General features: G+C 72.3%; 15 protein-coding genes. 5 read left to right on the top strand and 10 right to left on the bottom strand.

All coding sequences use genetic code 11. The features are described 5' to 3' along the window. Window positions 1-34: 34 nt before the first annotated feature. The 5 genes from L0B03_RS03735 to L0B03_RS03715 form a co-directional block, all read right to left on the bottom strand. The gene (locus L0B03_RS03735; protein WP_250444230.1) at window positions 35-1,318 is read right to left on the bottom strand and encodes a deoxyguanosinetriphosphate triphosphohydrolase; all 1,284 of its coding nucleotides are present in this window, start codon (window positions 1,316-1,318) and stop codon (window positions 35-37) included. 58 nt (window positions 1,319-1,376) lie between these two features. Beyond that, window positions 1,377-3,281 carry a glycoside hydrolase family 13 protein gene (locus tag L0B03_RS03730; protein ID WP_250444228.1) on the bottom strand — a complete coding sequence of 635 codons (1,905 nt, stop codon included), beginning with the start codon at window positions 3,279-3,281 and terminating at the stop codon, window positions 1,377-1,379. 2 nt (window positions 3,282-3,283) lie between these two features. Beyond that, window positions 3,284-4,171, bottom strand: coding sequence for a sugar ABC transporter permease (locus L0B03_RS03725; RefSeq protein ID WP_250444226.1), 888 nt, complete (start codon window positions 4,169-4,171; stop codon window positions 3,284-3,286). 1 nt (window position 4,172) lies between these two features. Beyond that, window positions 4,173-5,786: an ABC transporter permease subunit gene (locus L0B03_RS03720; RefSeq protein ID WP_250444224.1), complete on the bottom strand. Its 1,614-nt coding sequence runs from the start codon at window positions 5,784-5,786 to the stop codon at window positions 4,173-4,175. Window positions 5,787-5,966: 180 nt separating this feature from the next. Beyond that, window positions 5,967-7,214, bottom strand: a complete 1,248-nt coding sequence (locus L0B03_RS03715; RefSeq protein ID WP_250444222.1) for an extracellular solute-binding protein — start codon at window positions 7,212-7,214, stop codon at window positions 5,967-5,969. 175 nt (window positions 7,215-7,389) lie between these two features. Here L0B03_RS03715 and L0B03_RS03710 point away from each other — a divergent pair, with 175 nt between their 5' ends. Both L0B03_RS03710 and L0B03_RS03705 read left to right on the top strand, forming a co-directional pair. Continuing rightward, window positions 7,390-8,424, top strand: coding sequence for a LacI family DNA-binding transcriptional regulator (locus L0B03_RS03710; RefSeq protein ID WP_250444220.1), 1,035 nt, complete (start codon window positions 7,390-7,392; stop codon window positions 8,422-8,424). A gap of 66 nt (window positions 8,425-8,490) precedes the next feature. Beyond that, window positions 8,491-10,263 carry a glycoside hydrolase family 13 protein gene (locus L0B03_RS03705; RefSeq protein ID WP_250444218.1) on the top strand — a complete coding sequence of 591 codons (1,773 nt, stop codon included), beginning with the start codon at window positions 8,491-8,493 and terminating at the stop codon, window positions 10,261-10,263. 1 nt (window position 10,264) lies between these two features. Here the strand turns inward: L0B03_RS03705 and L0B03_RS03700 are convergent, their stop codons facing one another. The 3 genes from L0B03_RS03700 to dusB are packed head-to-tail and all read right to left on the bottom strand — an operon-like array spanning window position 10,265 to window position 14,371. Then, window positions 10,265-11,695 (bottom strand): PQQ-binding-like beta-propeller repeat protein, encoded by a 1,431-nt coding sequence (locus tag L0B03_RS03700; RefSeq protein WP_250444216.1) that lies wholly within the window; start codon window positions 11,693-11,695, stop codon window positions 10,265-10,267. Window positions 11,696-11,730: 35 nt separating this feature from the next. After that, complete coding sequence (locus L0B03_RS03695; RefSeq protein ID WP_250444213.1) at window positions 11,731-13,170, bottom strand: PQQ-binding-like beta-propeller repeat protein; 1,440 nt, start codon at window positions 13,168-13,170, stop codon at window positions 11,731-11,733. Between the two features lie 37 nt (window positions 13,171-13,207). Further along, window positions 13,208-14,371 (bottom strand): tRNA dihydrouridine synthase DusB, encoded by a 1,164-nt coding sequence (gene dusB, locus L0B03_RS03690; protein WP_250444211.1) that lies wholly within the window; start codon window positions 14,369-14,371, stop codon window positions 13,208-13,210. Between the two features lie 45 nt (window positions 14,372-14,416). Here dusB and L0B03_RS03685 point away from each other — a divergent pair, with 45 nt between their 5' ends. Continuing rightward, complete coding sequence (locus tag L0B03_RS03685; protein WP_250444209.1) at window positions 14,417-15,667, top strand: YibE/F family protein; 1,251 nt, start codon at window positions 14,417-14,419, stop codon at window positions 15,665-15,667. On the opposite strand, the gene L0B03_RS03680 is transcribed toward L0B03_RS03685, so the two are convergent. Both L0B03_RS03680 and L0B03_RS03675 read right to left on the bottom strand, forming a co-directional pair. Further along, window positions 15,597-16,769, bottom strand: a complete 1,173-nt coding sequence (locus L0B03_RS03680) for a YibE/F family protein (RefSeq protein WP_250444207.1) — start codon at window positions 16,767-16,769, stop codon at window positions 15,597-15,599. The genes L0B03_RS03685 and L0B03_RS03680 overlap by 71 nt on opposite strands. Window positions 16,770-16,807: 38 nt before the next feature. Next, window positions 16,808-18,196 (bottom strand): glycine--tRNA ligase, encoded by a 1,389-nt coding sequence (locus L0B03_RS03675; protein ID WP_250444204.1) that lies wholly within the window; start codon window positions 18,194-18,196, stop codon window positions 16,808-16,810. A gap of 149 nt (window positions 18,197-18,345) precedes the next feature. On the opposite strand from L0B03_RS03675, the gene L0B03_RS03670 reads away from it, so the two are divergent. Then, entirely contained in the window at window positions 18,346-19,485 is a 1,140-nt protein-coding gene (locus L0B03_RS03670; RefSeq protein WP_250444202.1) for a metal ABC transporter substrate-binding protein, read from the top strand. Further along, a partial coding sequence (locus tag L0B03_RS03665; RefSeq protein WP_250444200.1) for an ATP-binding cassette domain-containing protein occupies window positions 19,482-19,872 on the top strand: 391 nt, incomplete at its 3' end. The genes L0B03_RS03670 and L0B03_RS03665, both read left to right, overlap by 4 nt.

Genomic DNA, 19,872 nt, shown 5'->3' with positions numbered 1-19,872 from the left:
CGGCCGCCGGGGTCGGGGTCGACGGCCCTGCGGCTCACCGGCGTGGCGGGTGCACCAGGCGCGCGTGCCACTCGGCCGCGCTCACGTCGGTCAAGGAGGCCACCTGGTCCACGACCACGCGCAGCCGGGCGGCGTCGTCCCCGGCCTGGGACCAGTCCTCGGCGAAGGGCTGCTCGAGAGAGACCGGGGCGCGGTCCGCGAGCACCTCGACGAGGTCGGCGATGATCTCGCGCTGGCGACCGTAGAGCGGCTCGTGCTCGCGCGGGGCCATGACGTACGTGACCGCGAGCCCCTTGAGCACGAGCACCTCGGCGAGGGTCTCCTGGGGCACCACGAGCTCAGCCCCGTAGCGCACCAGGGGGCCGGGACCGTAGCGCTCCCGGGTCGCGGCGATGGCCGCCCCGCAGAACCGGCCGATGAGCTGGCTGGTCATGTCCTTGAGACCCGCGAGCGCCGGGCGCGAACCGTCGTATCCCCGCACCCAGGGCTCGAGGCCGAGGAGCCGGTCCATCGCGGCCTCGAGCTCGGCGGGGGGCACGGCACGGCCGTACCAGTCGCCGACCTCCTCCACGACCCTGCGGCGGGCCTCGGCGTGGTCGAGCACCTCGAGCTCGAGGCGCCCGCCCACCACGGCGTCCTCGACGTCGTGCACCGAGTAGGAAATGTCGTCGGCGAGGTCCATGACCTGGGCCTCGAGGCAGCGCACCCGATCCGCGGCGCCGTCACGCAGCCAGGTGAAGACCTCGCCGTCGTCCTCGTAGACGCCGAACTTGGTCGCCGGGCGCGCCTCAGGGCCGGCCGAGGCGTCCCGCGCGGGCCACGGGTACTTGACCGAGGCGTCGAGGCTCGCGCGAGTGAGGTTGAGCCCGACGGCGCGCCCGGTCACCAGGTCGGTGACCTTGGGCTCGAGTCGGGTCAGCAGCCTCAGGGTCTGGGCGTTGCCCTCGAAGCCGCCGATCGTGGCGCTCACCTCGGCCAGGGCGCGCTCCCCGTTGTGGCCGAAGGGCGGGTGGCCGAGGTCGTGCGCGAGGCAGGCCGTGTCGACCACGTCGGGGTCGCACCCCAGGGCCTTGCCGAGCTCGCGGCCCACCTGGGCGACCTCGAGGGTGTGGGTGAGCCGCGTGCGGACGAAGTCGTCGCTCGCAGGGCCGAGGACCTGGGTCTTCGCGCCGAGCCGGCGCAGGGCGGCCGAGTGGACGATCCGCGCCCGGTCACGCTCGAAGGAGGTGCGCTGCTTGCTCTTGGGCTCCTCGCGCGCCCAGCGCTCACGATCAGCCTCGGTGTAGTCGCCGACCGGGCGGGAGGGGGCTCCTGGCACGAGACCAACCCTAGTGGGCGAGCGGCTGCACCGACCGACCGTCCCCAGCGCGGTGCCCTCAGGATCCCGCGAGCCGCCAGACGCCGAGGAGCGGGCCGGCCGCAGGGAGGTGCAGGCCTGCCTCGTCCACACGCAGGTCTGGGCCGTGCAGCGTCTGCGGGGCGCCGGTGGGAAGGTGACGCCCCACCAGGTCGAGCGGGAGCACGGCGCCGCGCCACGGGGCGCGGGAGGCGAGCACGAGCACGCGCTCCTGGGGGGTCTCCCGGAGGTAGGCGACGGCGTCCTCGGCGACGACGGCCCACCGCAGGCCCCCTTCGCGCAGGGCGACCGAGGACCGGCGCAGCGCGATCAGGCGCCGGTAGGTCTCGAAGGTCGCGTCGTCCCGACGGTCGGGCTCGTCCCAGGGCATGGTGGTGCGGGCGTGCTCGCCGTTGCGGCCCCTCGCCCCGACCTCGTCCCCGGCGAAGACCATCGGTGTGCCCGGGTAGGTCATGAGCAGGCCGACCGCGACCTCGACGAGACGAGGGTCCCCGACCACGGTGCGCAGGCGCGGGGTGTCGTGCGAGCCCAGCAGGTTCCACTGGTGGCTGGTGACCGACCAGGGCAGGGCCGAGTCGAACTCGCGCATGGTCGCGACCACGTCCTGGCCGGTGCGGCGGACCTGCGGGACCGGCAGGCCGTGGGCCGGGAGCTCGAGCCCAGGTTCAGGAGCGGGGTCGGCGAGCCAGCTCCAGACGGGCCTGCTGAACCCGTCGTAGTTCATGTTGGCGTGCCAGCCGTCGCCGAGCAGGTCCGTCGACGCGTCGTGGAAGTGCTCCGAGACGAGCAGGGCCTCGGGGTTCGCGGCCTGCATGGTCGCGCGGATGGTGCGGGCGACCTGGTGGGTCACGTCGACCTCGCGGTGGCGACCGGTCATGTTGGCGACGTCGATCCGCCAGCCGTCGAGGGCGAAGGGAGGGGCGAGCCAGCGGGCGATGACCGACCCGGGCCCGTCGACGAGCCTGCGGGACAGCTCGGGGTCACGGTGGTCGAGCTTGGGCAGCGAGGCGTGGCCGAGCCAGCTGACGTAGCCGGGAGGCTCGTCCTGCGCGAGGTAGAAGTGCGCCTCGGGGCTGCTCGGGTCCTGCTGCGCGCGCCGGAACCACTCGTGGGCGTCACCGGTGTGGTTGGTGGTCAGGTCCCCCATGATCCGCATCCCGCGGGCGTGGACGGCTGCGGACAGGGAGGCCAGGGCCTGGTCGCCGCCGAGCACAGGGTCGACGTGGTCGAAGCTCGACGCGTCGTAGCGGTGGTTGGACCGCGCGGGGAAGAACGGGGTCAGGTAGAGCACGTCCACCCCGAGCGCCTCCAGGTGGTCGAGCCTCTCCTGGATCCCCGCGAGGTCCCCGCCGTAGAGCTGGCGCGGCGTGCTGGGCCCGGACCCGACGGGCTCGTCCGACCACTGCGCCGGCTCGGCCCACGCAGGCATCCCACCGGGCTGCGCAGCCTCGCGCCCCGACCGCGCGAAGCGGTCCGGGAACACCTGGTAGACCACGGCGTGCCGGGCCCACGCGGGGGCCGGGGCGTGCACGGTGAGCCGGAAGTCCGCGGCGTCGGGCACGTGCCGGTGGTGCACCCCGCGCCCGTTGAGCCACACGTGATCGTCCTGGGTCTCGAGCAGGAAGCGGTAGGTCGTGACCGGGTTGTGCACCTCGACCTCGCCGACGTACCAGGCCTCGGACGGGGCGGGGCCCGCAGCCGCCGGTTCCTCGCGCGCCATGGGCAGCACCCGCGGCTCACCGTCGTGCACCACGCGCAGGTGGACGGCCGTGACCCCCGCGGCCGCGGGCACCCGGACGCGGACCGGCACCCGGTCCCCCAGGACGTGCGGACCCGGCGTGACGTGCAGGGCGCTGCCGTCGTGGTGCGGCAGGTCGAGCAGGTGGGCTGCCGGTCCCCGGTCCGCCTCGTGCCGTCCCGCCACGCTCACCCCTTGACCGATCCGGCCGTCAGGCCACCGACGATGTACTTCTGCAGGAAGAGGAACAGCGCGAGCACCGGCAGCGCGGAGATCACCGCCCCGGCGGCGAACAGGCCCCAGTTGGCCTCGAGCAGGGCCGAGACCCAGCCGTAGAGACCGACAGCGAGGGTCCAGTTCGCCTCGGACTGGAGGACGACCCGGGCGATGATGAACTCCCCGAAGGTCGCGATGAAGGACAGCAGCCCGACGACGGCGAGGATCGGCGAGACGAGTCGCAGGATGATCGTCCAGTAGATCTGCCCGTGGGTCGCGCCGTCGATCTTGGCAGCCTCGTCGAGCTCGCGGGGCACGGTGTTGAAGAACCCGTACATGAGGAAGGTGTTGACCCCCAGCGCCCCGCCCAGGTAGACGCAGATCAGGGCGAGCTTGCTGTTGAGGCCCAGCTCGGGGACCACATTCCCGATCCCGAGGAGCAGCAGGAAGATCGCCACGAAGGCCAGCATCTGGGGGAACATCTGGATGATGAGCAGGGCGGTGAGCCCGGCGCGTCGCCCCGAGAACCGGAACCTCGAGAAGGCGTAGGCAGCAGCCGCGCCCATGAGCACGGTGCCGACCCCGGTGACGACCGCGATGATGAGGGTGTTGGCGACCCACGTCCAGAAGTACGTGTCGCCCAAGGCCTCGTAGTTCGCGATGCTGACCTGCGAGAACAAGTCGTTGGAGCCGGTCAGGGTGCCGCGCTCGCTCAGGGACGCGGAGATCACGTACACGAGGGGGAACCCCGCGTAGACGACCGCCACCACCCCCACGAGGTGGCGCCAGCCGAGCTCGGACATGTAACGGCGAGGGGTCATCCGACGACGGGCCGGGACGGCCGGTGCTGAGGTGGCCATGTCAGTTGATCTCCTCGAGAGAGCGGGTGCGCTTGAAGGCGATCGCCGAGACCGTCGCGACGATGAGGAAGACCACGATCGACAGCGCGCTGGCCAGGCCGTAGTTCTTCGGGGCGCTGCCGTCGACCCCCGAGACCGCGTAGACCATCGAGATGAGGATGTCGGTGTGGCCCAGCGGGACGGAGGCGTCCTGGAACCGTGGACCACCGCCGGTGAGCATGTAGATCAGCGTGAAGTTGTTGAAGTTGAACGCGAAGGAGGAGATCAGCAGCGGCGTGGTCGAGACCAGCAGCAGCGGCAGCGTGATGGATCGCCAGGTGCGCCAGCGGCCGGCCCCGTCGATCCGGGCGGCCTCCATCACATCCCCGGGGATGGACTGCAGCGCACCCGTGCAGATGAGGAACATGTACGGGAAGCCCAGCCAGAGGTTGACCCCGAGCACCGAGAGCTTGGCCAGCGTCGGGTCCGTGAGCCAGCCGATCTCCGCCCCGCCGAGGAGCACGTCGTTGATGAACCCGAAACGACGGTTGAGCAGCCCGGACCACAGCAGGGCCGCGAGGAACCCGGGAATCGCGTACGGCAGGATCAGCAGCGTGCGGTAGATCCGGCGGCCGTGCAGCCGTGGGTCGTTGAAGGTGATCGCCAGGAACAGCCCGAGCAGGAAGGTCGTCACCACGGACAGCACCGCGAAGGCGACCGTCCAGGCGAGGATCTTGACGAAGGGCGTCGCGTAGCGCGCGTCGGCGAAGGCGGTGACGAAGTTGTCGACCCCCACGAACACCCGCCAGCCGACGCCGAGGGTGCTGCCGTCCTCGGCCTCGAACTGACCGTCGTCGTTGGGGCGGTAGACCGTGCCGGTCACGACGTCGGTCATCGTGTCGGCCGTCTCGTCGTACTCGAGGGCCGAGAGGTAGACGTAGCCGCTGCGGGCGTCCTGGGTCCGGATCGAGCCGTCCTCGGGATCCGGGGAGACCGGGACACGCAGGGTGGTGACCTCGGCCTGCCGCTCGATGACGGCCTGTCGGGGCAGCACCTCGTAGCCCGGGACGGTCGTGACCACCCCGTCGGCGACCTCGGCGTCGGGGGCGTCCTCGAGGGGCTGCTCGGACGTGCCGACCCGCACCTGCCCTGAGTCGGTGAGGATCGCGAAGCCGAGCTCCTCGTCGTCGGCGACCACGGTCAGGGGGTAGGCGGGCGACTCCTCGACGCGCCGCTCGTTCTGCACCAGCAGGGCCTCGACCGCCTGGCCCTTGGGTGAGTTGTGCCCGTCCCCGTAGTTCGTGAAAGCGACCCACCCGGTGTAGAGCACCACGAAGATCTGGAAGACCAGCAGGAAGATCAGCCCGGGCAGGATGTACTTCAGCGGCAGTGCCCGGCGGGAGAAGTACACCCAGTTCGCGACCACGAGGAGCACGAGGAGCACAGCCATGAGTCCGTGGGACTCGGCGTTCCATGCCGCGAGCACCCCGTACACGCCGAGCGCGTCGACGGCCGCGAGCAGCACGAGCTTGACGAGGAAGCCGCGACCCCAGGCGCTCGCGTGCGAGGAACCTGGTCGGCGCACCGCCGACGGACGCTCGGGGGTGGTGAGCGTCGGCGGTTGGTGGGAGCTCATCGGGTGGCCCTCCGGGGGTCACGGGACCGCAGCGGTGCGGTCGGGCAGGGGGTGCGCGGTGGCACGGGGCGGTGTACGGCGGCGCGTGAGGGGGCCGCGCCTACCCGGGGGGCGGCGCAGGAAGGATCGCGGCGTGGGTCGGTGCGGGTCCCTGTCGGGACCCGCACCGACCCGTCGCGCTCAGGACGCGTCGAGGGCGCCCTGGATGTCGCTGACCATCTTCTCCCAGCCGGCGACGGGCTCGAGGGAGCCGCTGACGATGCCCGCCTCGGTCACGCCCCAGAACTCCCAGACCGATCCCATCTCGGGGATCGAGGGCATCGGCACGGCGTCGGCGCCCACCTCGCGGAACCCGGCGGTGATCGGGTCGGAGGAGGCCGAGTCGGCCGCGGCGACCAGGGCCGGCGGACGCGCCCCGGCCTCGTACAGGGCGAGCTGGGCCTCCTCGGTGGCCATGTAGTTCACGAGGAAGTCGTTGGCGAGCAACGTGTTCTCGCTCTGGCCGCTCACGTAGAAGCCGGCGACCCCGACGAACGGCTGAGCAGGCTCGGTGCCCGGCGCCGGGATCGGGTCGATCGCGAGGTCGAGGTCCGCGAAGCTCTCGAGCATCCACGGCCCACCGATGATGAACGGCGACTGGCCGTTGGCGAAGGCCTCGACCGCGACGTCGTAGGTGATCGCCGTGTCGAGGGAACCGGCGGAGCCCTGCTCGGCCAGCCACTCGGCGAAGGCGATGCCGCTCTCCCCGCCCAGGGCGAGCTCGGGCGAGTACGACCCGTCCTCGTTCTGCTCGAAGACCGGCGCCCCGAAGGAGGTCTGCAGCGGGTAGGCGGAGTACGGGTCCCCGGTCTCGTCCATCTGCAGCAGGATCGGGTACTCGGTGCCGGCAGCCTCACCGGCGGCGATGGCCTCGTCCCAGGTGGCGGGGGCCTCCTCGGCGAGGGCGGTGTTGCGGATCAGGGCGATGTTCTCGACCGCGTACGGCAGGCCGTAGACCTGACCGTCCTGGGTGAAGGCCTCGACCGCGACGGTCTCGAACTCGCTCGCCTTCTCACCCAGCTCGATCGGGGCGACCACGCCGTTGGCCGCCAGCTCGCCGAGCCAGTCGTGGGCACCCACGGTGATGTCGGGTCCCTCCCCGGTCGGCACCTGGGCGTTGAAGTCCGCCCGGATGTCCTCGAAGTTCTTCAGCACCGTCTCGACGGTGCTGCCGGTCTCGGCCTCGAAGTCGGCCGCCGCGGTCTCGACCGCCGCCTGACGGGTCTCGTCGACCCAGATGGTGAGGGTGCCGCCGTCGCCGGTGGCCTCGCCCTCGGTCCCGGCGGGGGTCTCGACCTCCTCGCCGTTCTCCTCGGCCGAGCCGCCGCAGGCGGTCAGGGTCAGCGCGGTGCCCAGGGCAAGCGCGACCAGGGGGATGCTCCGTCGCATCGTCGGTCTCCCTACAGATTCGTTCGTTCGGCCGCCGTCGGTCCGGCCGACGACGGCCCTGATGGCGAGGACCGTAACCGCGCGGTTCGCCTCCGTGCAAGCCGTTGCGGTAACTTTCAGGCAACGCTTTCGTGAGACCGTCGCGGATGTCGGATCTCATCCCCAGGGAGGTGTCATGTCCTCTACGCTGCCGCACGTGCGCACTCGTCTGAAGGACCTGGCCGAGCAGGCCGGGGTCAGCACCGCGACCGTGTCGCGCGTGCTCAACGGAAAAGCCGGGGTGGCCACCCAGACGCGCACCGCGGTGCTCGCGGCCCTCGACGTCCTGGGCTACGACCGACCCGAGAAGCTGCGCACACGCTCCGAGGGCCTGGTCGGCCTGATCGTGCCCGAGCTCGACAACCCCGTGTTCCCAGCGCTGGCCCAGGCGGTCGAGTCGACCCTCTCCGAGCGGGGCTACACCCCGCTGCTGTGCACCCAGTCCCCGGGTGGCACCACCGAGGACGAGTACGTCGAGATGCTCATCGAGCACGGGGTCGACGGCATCGTCTTCGTCTCGGGCCGCCATGCCGACACCGCCGCGAGCCACGAGCGCTACCACCGTCTGCACAGCCGCGGCCTGCCGATCGTCCTGGTCAACGGCTTCGCCGAGGGGGTCGACGCCCCCTCGGTCTCGACCGACGACGCCGTCGCCGTCGACCTCGCCGTCCGACACCTCAGCTCCCTGGGCCACACCAGCATCGGCCTCGCGATCGGGCCGGACCGCTACATCCCGGCGCGCCGCAAGCTCGGCGCCTTCACCGCGGCCCTCGAGCGTCTGGGCCAGACAGACGCTCCAGACCACGTCGTGACCACCCTGTTCACGGTCGAGGGCGGCCAGGCGGCCGGCGGCGAGCTGATCGACTCAGGGCACACGGCGATCGTCTGCGGCTCGGACCTCATGGCCCTCGGCGCGATCCGCGCAGCGAGGTCCCGTGGGCTGCGCGTCCCCGAGGACCTCTCGGTGGTCGGCTTCGACGACTCCCCGCTCATCGCCTTCACCGACCCGCCGCTGACCACCGTGCGCCAGCCGGTGGCCCCGATGGGCCGGGCCGCCGTGAGCGCCCTCGTCTCGGAGATCAACGGTGCGAAGGTCCCCCGCACCGAGCTCCTCTTCCACCCCGAGCTCATCGTCCGCGGCTCGACCGGTCCGGTACCGGTCGTACGCTGATCGACGAGCAGAACAGGCCTCCACCACCTGCCCGACCACCACCCGCCCCCGACCGACTGGAGCGTCGTGCCCTCCGCCCTGCCCGCGAGCCCCGCCGACACCTCGACGACGACCACCCTCGTCCACGCCCCCTCGGCCCGGACGTCCGAGTGGTGGCGCAGCGCCGTCATCTACCAGATCTACCCGCGCTCCTTCGCCGACGCCAGCGGCGACGGCATCGGCGACCTCCCCGGCATCACCGGGCGGCTCAAGCACCTGGCACGGCTGGGCGTCGACGCCGTCTGGCTCTCGCCCTTCTACCGCTCCCCCCAGCACGACGCGGGCTACGACGTGGCCGACTACCGCGACGTGGACCCGCTCTTCGGCACCCTCGACGACTTCGACGAGATGCTCACCAAGGCCCACGCCCTGGACATCCGGGTGATCGTGGACCTGGTCCCCAACCACACCTCGACCGAGCACGTGTGGTTCGGCCAGGCCCTGGCCGCCGCCGCGGGCAGCCCCGACCGGGCCCGCTACATCTTCCGTGACGGCAAGGGCCCCGACGGCGCCGAGCCGCCCAACACCTGGACCTCGGTCTTCGGCGGACCGGCCTGGACCCGCATCACCGATCCCGACGGCTCGCCCGGCCAGTGGTACCTGCACCTGTTCGACGAGACCCAGCCGGACCTGGACTGGGACAACCCCGAGGTCCGCACCGAGTTCGAGCAGGTGCTGCGCTTCTGGCTCGACCGCGGCGTGGACGGCTTCCGGGTGGACGTCGCGCACGGGATGGTCAAGGCCGAGGGCCTGCCCGACTGGACCGGTACCTCCTCGATGATCGACGGCGCCCACGAGGGCACCAGCGGCTCGGAGGACGGCTCGACCGGGGCGGGGAACCAGGGCCCGATGTGGGACCAGGAGGGCGTCCACGAGATCTACCGCTCGTGGCACCAGGTCCTGGCCGAGTACGACGGCGACCGCTGCCTGGTCGCCGAGGCCTGGGTCGAACCCCTCTCCCGGCTCGCGCGCTACGTGCGCCCGGACGAGATGCACCAGGCCTTCAACTTCTCCTTCCTGACCACGCTCTGGGACGCCCGCGCTCTGCGCTCGGTGGTCAACGCCTCCCTCGAGGCCAACGACGAGGTCGGGGCACCGACCACCTGGGTGCTGTCCAACCACGACGTGGTGCGGCACGCCTCCCGGCTCGGCCTGGAGGTCCCCGGGTCCAAGCCCAACGGCATCGGCGAGGGCGACCCGCAGCCCGACGAGGAGCTCGGCCTGCGCCGTGCACGTGCCGCCACCCTGCTGATGCTGGGGCTGCCTGGCTCGGCCTACCTCTACCAGGGCGAGGAGCTCGGCCTGCCCGAGCACACCTCCCTGGCCGACGACGAACGCCAGGACCCGACCTGGTGGCGCTCGGAGCACACCGAGCGGGGACGGGACGGCTGCCGCGTCCCGCTGCCCTGGTCCGCCGAGGAGCCCGGCTACGGCTTCTCGCCGACGGGCTCGACGTGGCTGAGCCAGCCCGACTCCTTCGCCCGCTACGCCCTCGACGTCCAGCGCGGGACCCCGGGCTCGACCTACGAGGTGTACCGCTCCGCCCTCAGGCTGCGTCGCGAGTTCTCGCTGGGCACCGGCTCCCTCGCATGGGTCGACGGCCTGCCCGCGGACGCCGAGAGCACGGTGCTGGCCTTCGTCAACCGTGAGGTGCTCGTGGTGACGAACTTCGGCCCCGGGACGCTGCGCCTCCCGGCCGACCTGGAGCTGCTGCACGCCTCGCAGGACCTCCCCCTGGCGGAGGACGACGCCGTGCTGGTGCCCGCCGACACGACAGTGTGGGCTCGGCTGCGGGCCTGACTCAGCCGAGCCCCACCAGGCCGGCCTCGTTCCCGAAGACGACGGCCTCCCCGACGTCCGGAGGTGTCCACCAGAACCCCGCGGGCAGCGGGGTGCGCCACTCCTCGTAGCCGTCGGCGATGGTGTGCGCGACCAGGCTCGACCTGGGGCCGGACTCGTCCACGAGGAGCACGACCCTGCCGTCGGTCACCCCGGTGCCACGGGACTCGGACTCCCACACCACGGCGCCGGTCCGCAGGTCGAGCACGGTCACCATCTCCGTCCCGGTCTGCGGGTCGGGGCCTGAGGCGACGGCCCGTCCGCCGATGCGCATCACCCCCCACAGCGTGCGGTCGACCTCCCAGAGACGCTCCCCCGTCGCGACGTCGACGCCGAGGAGGTTCGCCTCGTCGAAGCCGTTGACCAGGAGCACCTCACCGACGCTGCCGTCATCGACGTCCGAGGACAACGGCGTCCCGGGCAGCGGGTACAGCTCGGTCCCGTCGGCGTCCACGACCACACCCTCGGGGCGGTCCGCCGAGCGCTCGTCGCTCCAGCGGACCTGCCGCCCTCCGGGCAGGGCCAGGTCCTCCAAGCCCCACGAAGGGCTCAGCTCCGCGCGCTCGGCCTCCTCCCCCGTGGCCAGCGAGAGGACGATCGTGCGATCCGCACCGATCACCATCTGCTCGGGGTCGGTGCTCACCGGGGCAAGTGCCGTCGAGTCCGAGGCCAGGACGACGTCCACGCTGCGGTAGGACCAGACCTCGTTCCCGGTCGCCGGGTGCCACCGCAGCGCCTCGAGGTGGCCCTCGGCCGTCCGCACGGCGAGGACGACGTCCTCCTCGACCGTGAACATGGCCACCCAGTCGCCGTCGAGCACCACCTCCTGGAGCGTCTCCCCCGTCAGGGGGGCCCGGGAGACGAGCCGGACGGACCCGGTCTCCGCCGACCGGTCGGCCTCGAGCGCCGGCCCCCCGAGCGGAGCACCCCCTGGTCCGCCAAAGCTCGTGCAGACCAGGACCAGGTCCTGGAAGCCCCGGGAGTCGAGGCACCCCGTGTAGCCGGGATCACCGTCACGCCACAGCTCTGCGCCGCTGCGGGCGTCGAGCCCCCGGGCCTGGCCGCTCTCGAGGTCGAGCACCACGACCGCCCCGGCGCTCTGCACGAGGAGGTGCCCGTCGGCCTGCCACAGCTCGCGCAGGGGCTCGTCCAGCCCCGCGTGCACCCCCGGCAGCTCCCGCAGGGCGGCGAGCCGCGCCTCGGTGCGCCAGGTCTCGACCAGGGTCACCGCAGCGACGACGGCGGCAAGAGCCCCGACGACCCCGACCGCGATCCACCGCCGACGGCGGGACGTGAGCGACAGCCCTCTGTCGGGCTCGTCCTGCTCCCCGTCGGGGCCGAGGTCGAGCTCGACGTCGACCTGGTCGGTCGCTCCGCCACGCCGTGGAGTCATGCTCCTGAGGCTAGTCGGATGCGGTCACGCACTGGTCAGCCGAGGCCCACGAGCCCAGTGTCGGTCCGCACGACGACGGCCTCCCCCACCATGGTGATCCACCCAGAACCCGGGGGCAGAGGGATGCTCCAGGCCTCGGACCCGTCCACCACCGACAGCGCGGTCACCCGTGGACCGCCGCCTGGGGTGACGGCGAGCACCCGTCGCCCGTCCGTGACCGTGGAGGCGGCGGCGGCGACCTCCCAGAGCACCTCCCCGGTCCGCAGGTCGATCGCGCCCGTGACCTCACGGCCGTCCGCGCCGATCCCCGAGGTGACGACCCGCCCGTCGAACCGCACGACCGCCCACCGGGAGCCCGCGGCCTCCCAGAGCTGCTCGCCCGTCGCGAGGTCCAGGCCGAGGAGGCTGCCGTCCTCCACGGCGTGGACCAGGAGGACCTCGGCAGCGCTGCCGTCGTCGACGCTCGACGCGTCGACCGTCCCGGGAACGGAGTAGAGCTCCTCGCCGTCAGCATCCGTCACGACCCCCTCAGGGCCCGACCCGTCCTGCGAGGCGGGAGCCGGCCAGAGGTAGGTGCGGCCTCCGGGCAGGGGCACCTCGTAGGTCCCGCGCGGGCCCGCCCCTGCCCCTCCCCACTCGCGGGCCTCGACCTCCTCGCCGGTCTCCATCGAGATCGTCACGGTGCGGCTCCCCCGGATCTCGAGGTGCTCGGCGTCGCTGGACACCGACCGGACGCTCGACGCCGCAGGACCCAGGACCGTGCTCTCGCTCCGGTAGGACCAGACGAGCTCTCCGGTGGCAGGCCGCCACCGTCGCGCCTCGAGGTACCCCTCCTCGGTCCCGGTGGCGACCACGACGTCCTCCTCGACCGGTTGGAGCACGATGCGCTCGCCGTCGAGCACGGCCTCCTGGAGCGTCTCGCCGGTCTCGAGATCCAGCGCGACCAGTCGCACCGCCTTCGCGTCCCCGTCCGCCCGAGGGCCCCCGTCAGCCCCAGGATCCCCCGGCCGGACGAAGCGCATGCACACCAGCGCGGGTTCGGAGCCGTCCCAGGTCGGGGTGCAGTCTGTGCGCCACGGCTCACCGGGGCCCTCGTCGTACCACCGCTCGGCACCGCTGCGCGGGTCGAGGGCGCTCAGGCGACCCGTGGCCTCGTCGAGGAGCACGAAGGACTCGGCGGTCTCGGTGACGACCCGGCCCTGCGCCTGCCAGACCTCCCGCAGCGGTTCGTCGAACCCGGCGTGGACGCCCGGCAGCTCGCGCAGGGCGTCGAGCCGGGCCTCGGTGCGGCGGACGTCCACCACGTTGACCACGGCGACCGCGAGCGCGAGCGCTGCGACCGCCCCCGCGCTGATCCATCGCCGCCGACGCGCGGTCGGCGACGCCGGGGCATCGGGCGAGAGGGCAGCCTCCTCGCCGCCTGCGTCGAGCAGCACCTCGACGTCGTCGTCGCGTCCGCGGCGCCGTGGAGTCATGCTCACGAGGCTAGCCGCAGGGGCGGAGGGTGCAGGCTCAGCCTCCCGAGACGCTCAGCTCGGCCTCACGCAGCTTGCGCTCGAAGCTCTCGCTCAGCTCGCGGGAGTCGAGCCACCCCTCAGGGAGGGACGGCCGCTTGGGCGACCCCGCCCGCCCCCGCTGCCCCTCGGCCCCGGCCCCGGGGTAGGGCTGGTCGAGGTCGAGCTCGGCGAGCAGGTCGTCGAGGTGGGTGAGGCTCTCCACGAGACCGAACCGGGCCCGGAGCTCGCCCCCGACGACGTAGCCCTTGAAGTACCAGGCCATGTGCTTGCGCAGCTCGCGCAGGGCCTTCGACTCGTCGTCGAACTCCTCGACCATGAGCTCGGCGTGGCGACGGACCGCGGCCGCGACCTCGCGCATCCCCGGGCGCACCCGCACGTCGGATCCGTGGAACGCCGCAGCCAGGTCGGCGAAGAGCCACGGTCGCCCCTGGCAGCCCCGCCCGACGACGACGCCGTCGCACCCGGTCTGCTCGACCATCGCCAGGGCGTCCTCCGCGGACCAGATGTCGCCGTTGCCGAGCACGGGGATGTCGATCACCGTCTCCTTGAGGCGGGCGATGGCCTCCCAGTCGGCGGTCCCCGAGTAGTAGTCGGCGGCCGTGCGGGCGTGCAGGGCCACCGCGGCGACCCCCGCGTCCTGGGCCCTGAGGCCGGCCTCGAGATAGGTCAGGTGGTCCTCGTCGATCCCCTTGCGCATCTTGACCGTGACCGGGACGCCGTGCGGGGCGGCCGCGTCCACCGCGGCCCCGACGATCGCGGCGAAGAGGTCCCGCTTCCACGGCAGCACGGCGCCGCCGCCCTTGCGGGTCACCTTGGGGACCGGGCACCCGAAGTTCAGGTCGACGTGGTCGGCGCGGTCCTCCTCGGCCAGCACCCGCACCGCGGCACCCACGGTGGCCGGGTCCACGCCGTAGACCTGGACCGAGCGCGGCCGCTCGTCCTCGTCGTGACGGATGATGCGCATCGACTCGGGGGTCCGCTCGACCAGGGCCCGGGAGGTCACCATCTCGGCGACGTAGAGCCCTGCGCCGTGCTCGCGGCACAGCCGGCGGAAGGCCCGGTTGGTCACCCCGGCCATGGGCGCGAGGACCACGGGGGTCTGGACGGTCAACGGCCCGATGCGCAGCGCAGGCAGCACGGAGGAGGTCGTCGGTGTCATCCGAGGATCATCCCACCCCGCTGGACCAGCACGGTCGTGGCGTGGATGATCCTGGACGTGCACCTGCCCCCCGCCGACCGCTCTCGCCGCACGACCGCGGTCCTCGCCGCGATCCTGGTGCCGCTCGCCGTCGCGACCGTGGTCGGCCTGGGGCTGCTGTGGCCCTCGGGGGCCGCGCCGCAGACCGGCGTCGTCGCGGTCGAGACCGAGTACCCGACCGCGCGCGTCGAGCGGGCCGAGGACACCGCCTGCGCGGGCGAGAACGAGGACCGGCTGCCCGACGGCTCGATCCCCCGCGAGGTGACCTGCACCCTCGTCACGGCGGTGGTCACCTCCACCGAGGCCGAGGGCGAGGTCGTCGAGGTGTGGTCCCCGGCGACCGTGCGCGCCGACGAGGTCCCGCCAGGAACGACGATCGTCCTGGCCCGGTACCTCGAGACCACGACCGAGCCCGAGGTCTGGGCGTGGCACGACTACGCGCGCACCCTGCCCCTGACGACCCTGGCCGGGGCCTTCGCGATCGTCGTGGTCCTGGTCGCCGGGATGCGCGGCTTCCGTGCCCTGGTCGGCCTGGCGATCGCCTTCGGCCTCATCGCGACCTTCATGCTCCCCGCGCTGCTCGAGGGCCGGGACCCGCTGGTGGTCGGGCTCGTGGGCTCCTCAGCCATCATGTTCGTCGTCCTCTACCTCGCCCACGGCTTCTCCCGCAGGACCACGACCGCGTTGCTCGGAACCATGGCGGGGCTCGGGGTCACCGCTCTGCTCGGGGCGATCGCCGCCCGAGCAGCGCACCTCACGGGAATCTCGACCGAGGAGAGCTACCGGCTCGCGATGCTGACCGGCCAGCTCGACGGGACGGCCCTGCGCGGCCTGTTCCTGTGCGGCGTCGTGCTCGCGGGACTCGGGGTGCTCAACGACGTGACGATCACCCAGGCCTCGGCCGTGTGGGAGCTGCGCGCCGCGGATCCGACGGCCTCGAGGCGCGAGCTCTTCGCCGGCGGGATGCGCATCGGTCGGGACCACATCGCCTCGACCGTCTACACGATCGCCTTCGCCTACGCAGGAGCGGCGCTGCCGATCCTCCTGCTGCTGCAGGTGTACCAGATGCCCCTCGCTCAGACCCTCGGCAGCGGGGAGTTCGCCGAGGAGATCGCTCGCACGCTGGTCGGGTCGATCGGACTCGTCCTGGCCATCCCGCTGACCACGGCGATCGCGGCCCTCGTCGTCACGACCCAGGCAGCGCTGGCTCCTGGCGAGCAGGGCGGTCATCGACACGTGGCGCCGGCCCCGCACTGACCACCACCGCCGCGATGGCCGTGGTGAGGGGGATCGCGGCCACCAGGCCGATCGACCCGACCAGGGTCCGCACCACCTCCTCGGCGATCTCTCCCGCGGTCAGGGTGTATGCCAGGGACTGGTCGTACAGGCTGACCAGGAGCATCACCGGAAGGGCCGCACCGACGTAGGCGAAGGCGATCGTGTAGACGGTCGAGGCGATGTGGTCGCGGCCGATGCGCATGCCACGGCGGAACAGGTCGACCCGGCTCAGGTGCGGGGCCAGGGTGCGCAGCTCCCACACGGCCGAGGCCTGGGTGATCGTCACGTCGTTCAGGACGCCGAGCCCCGCGAGGATGATGCCGCACAGCACCACGCCGCGCAGGTCCATGTCGGGGGCGTAGGAGGGCAGCACGAGAGAGTCCTCCCCCGTCATCCCCGTGAGGTGGGCGGCCCCCGTGGCCCAACCGGCGAGCAGCGCGGTCAGGGCCAGGCCGAGCAGGGTGCCCAGGAGCGCCGTGGTGGTCCGGGCGCTCAGCCCGTGGGCGAGGTAGAGGGTGACGAAGAGGGCCGCCGACGCCGTGACCAGGCCCACCAGGAGGGCGGGGTACCCGGCCAGGAGCGCGGGCAGGGTGAACCCCGCGATGAGGGCCAGGGACAGGGCCAGGCCCACGAGGGCCGCGAGGCCGCGCCACCGTGCGACGAGGACGACCAGGCCGGCGTAGACCACGGCCAGGAGCCCCAGGGGCAGGTCCCGCACGTGGTCGACGTACACGTAGGGCACCCCGTCGCCCTGGGTGGCGTCGATGGCCAGCAGGCGGACCTCGTCCCCGGCGGCGATGCCCCCCGCGATCGCCTCGGGGGGGACGTAGGCCAGCTCGAGGCCGTCGACCTCGACCTCGAGCAGACCGGCCTCGGGCAGCACCCGCAGCACCTCGGTCTGCAGGTACGAGCCCTCCTCGTCGACCGTGGGCACCTTGTCGACACGGTCCTGGGCACCGGGCCAGAGGAGGACCAGGCCCAGGACCGTCACGAGCAGGGCAGGGACCACGGCGAGGGTCAGCACGAGCCGCACCCGTGGGGTCGCCCGGGGAGCGGGTCCGTGCGTGTGGCCGTGGCTCATCGACGTCCCCTCACCCGGACCGGAGCGTGCGTCTCAGGTCAGGCGCCGAGCAGCCGCGCACCCAGGTAGGCGGCGACCTGGTCCAGGGCGACCCGCTCCTGGGACATGGTGTCCCGCGAGCGGATGGTCACGGCCTGGTCCTCGAGGCTGTCGAAGTCGACCGTCACGCAGTAGGGCGTGCCGATCTCGTCCTGACGTCGGTAGCGCCGCCCGATGGCCCCCGCGTCGTCGAAGTCCACGTTCCACGCCTTGCGCAGCTCAGCCGCGAGGTTGCGGGCCACGGGTGACAGGTCCTCGTGCCGCGAGAGGGGCAGCACCGCGGCCTTGACCGGAGCCAGCCGGGGGTCCAGGCGCAGCACGGTGCGCTTGTCCACCCCACCCTTGGCGTTGGGCGCCTCGTCCTCGGCGTAGGCCTCGCACAGGAAGGCCATGAGCGAGCGGGTCAGACCGGCTGCCGGCTCGATGACGTACGGGACCCAGCGCTCGTTCTTGGCCTGGTCGAAGTAGGACAGGTCCTGCCCCGAGTGCTCGCTGTGGGTCTTGAGGTCGAAGTCGGTGCGGTTGGCGACGCCCTCGAGCTCGCCCCACTCGCTGCCGGTGAAGCCGAAGCGGTACTCGATGTCGACGGTGCGGGTCGAGTAGTGCGAGAGCTTCTCGGCCGGGTGCTCGTAGAGGCGCAGGTTGTCCCGCGACAGCCCGAGGTCGACGTACCAGTCCGTGCGCGCATCGATCCAGTACTGGTGCCACTCCGCGTCGGTCCCGGGCTCGACGAAGAACTCCATCTCCATCTGCTCGAACTCGCGGGTACGGAAGATGAAGTTGCCCGGGGTGATCTCGTTGCGGAAGGACTTGCCGATCTGCCCGATGCCGAAGGGCGGCTTGCGGCGCGCGGTCGTCATGACGTTGGCGAAGTTCACGAAGATGCCCTGGGCCGTCTCGGGGCGCAGGTAGTGCAGACCCGACTCGTCCTCGACGGGGCCGAGGTGCGTCTTGAGCATCATGTTGAAGTCGCGGGGCTCGGTCCACTGCCCGCGGGTGCCGCAGTTGGGGCACGCGATGTCCCCGAGGCCGTTCTCCGGGACGCGGCCCTTCTTCTCCTCGAACTCCTCGAGCATCTGGTCCTCACGGAACCGCTTGTGACAGCTGAGGCACTCGGTGAGCGGGTCGGTGAACACCCCCACGTGGCCCGAGGCCACCCAGACCTGGCGCGGCAGGATCACCGAGGAGTCCAGGCCGACGATGTCGTCACGGCTGGTCACCATCGAGCGCCACCACTGACGCTTGATGTTCTCCTTGAGCTCGACGCCCAGGGGGCCGTAGTCCCAGGCCGAGCGGGTTCCGCCGTAGATCTCCCCCGACGGGAACACGAACCCCCGGCGCTTGGCGAGGTTGGTCACGGCATCGAGGCGGGACGAGCTGGCGGCCACGGGATCACTCCTGGTGTCGGCGGGTCCGCACGTGGCTCGTGCGGACGGGACTCCTGGCACGCCGAGGCGCGCAGGCATCAGGTCAGGCTACCCGCGACCGCATCCCTGGCGTTTGACAACGGTTATCACAAGTCCTGAGAATGATCCTCATGCCCCCCCAGCGTCGATCCTCCCTGCCCCACCCCGCTCGGCGATCCGTCCACGGCCGCCGTACCACCGTCCTCGGCGCCGCGGTGGCCGGCACCCTCGCCCTCACCGCGTGCGGGGGCAGCACCCAGGAGCCTGCTGCGCAGGACGAGGACGCGACCCTCACGGTGCTCGCCTCCTTCTACCCGCTCCAGTACGTGGCCGAGCAGATCGGCGGCGACGCGGTCGAGGTGCTCAGCGCGACCCCGCCCGGGATCGACCCGCACGACCTCGAGCTGTCTCCCCGGCAGGTCCGCGAGATCGGCGACGCGGACGTGGTGGCCTACCTCGGGGGCTTCCAGCCCTCGGTGGACGAGGCGATCGCGGCCCGCGAGCCCGCGCTGGTCCTCGACGCCGCCACCACCGAGGCGGTCGCCGCCCACATGGAGGCCGGTGACGAGCACGTCGAGGACGAGGAGCACGCTCAGGACGAGCACGACGAGGACGAGGCCCACGAGGACGACCAGGCCCATGCCGAGGACGAGCACGGCCACGAGGACGACGATCACGGCCATGAGGACGACGAGGTCCACGCCGACGAGGAGGTCGACGCCGAGGCGGACGACCACGACCACGACCACGCTCACGGCGAGGACCCGCACTTCTGGCTCGACCCGACCCTCCTCGCTGCCGTCGGCCAGGACCTCGCGGTGCTGCTGGGTGAGGCCCGGCCCGAGCTCGCGGACGAGTTCGCCGAGCGGGCCGACGCCCTCGAGAGCGACCTGAGTGCGCTCGACACCGAGCTGGCCGAGGGACTCTCCCAGTGCGACCGCACCGTGATCGTCGCGGCCCACGAGGCGTACGGGTTCCTGGCCGAGCGCTACGACCTCGAGCAGGTCGGCATCTCGGGCCTCGACCCCGAGTCAGAGCCCTCCCCGGCCCGCCTGCGCGAGATCCGCGCCGTGGTCGAGGAGCACGGCGTGACGACGATCTTCACCGAGAGCCTGGTCAACCCGAAGGTGGCTGAGACCCTGGCAGCAGACCTCGGGATCGACACGGACGTCCTCGACCCGGTCGAGAGCCAGGCCGACGAGGCGACGGATTACCGTGGGGCCATGGAGAACAACCTCGAGGCCCTGCGCACGGGCCTCGGCTGCGCATGACCCCAGCCGTCCTCGCCCGCGGCCTGCGCGTGAGCCTCGGCGGCTTGACGATCCTGCACGGGATCGACCTCACCGTGGACCACGGTGAGGTCGTCGGCCTCCTCGGGGCCAACGGGTCGGGCAAGTCGACGTTGATCCGCGCCCTGGTGGGAGTCGTCCCGCACGAGCGCGGGACCGTCGAGCTGCTCGGCAAGGCCCTCGGGCGGTCGGTGCCCTGGGACCGCATCGGCTACGTCCCCCAGCGGACCACGGCCGCCACCGGCGTGCCCTCCACCGCGGCCGAGGTCGTGATGTCGGGCACCATCCACGGCCGCCGGCTGCTTCCCCCGCGCGACGCCCGCTCCCGCGCCCAGGCCGCTCTCGAGGGCGTCGCGCGGGGGAAGCAGC

The sequence above is a fragment of the Actinotalea sp. C106 genome (assembly GCF_023630195.1).
Lineage (GTDB): Bacteria > Actinomycetota > Actinomycetes > Actinomycetales > Cellulomonadaceae > Actinotalea.
The sequence above is the reverse complement of the archived record's forward strand: the minus strand, read 5'-3'. Positions and strand labels throughout refer to the sequence as shown.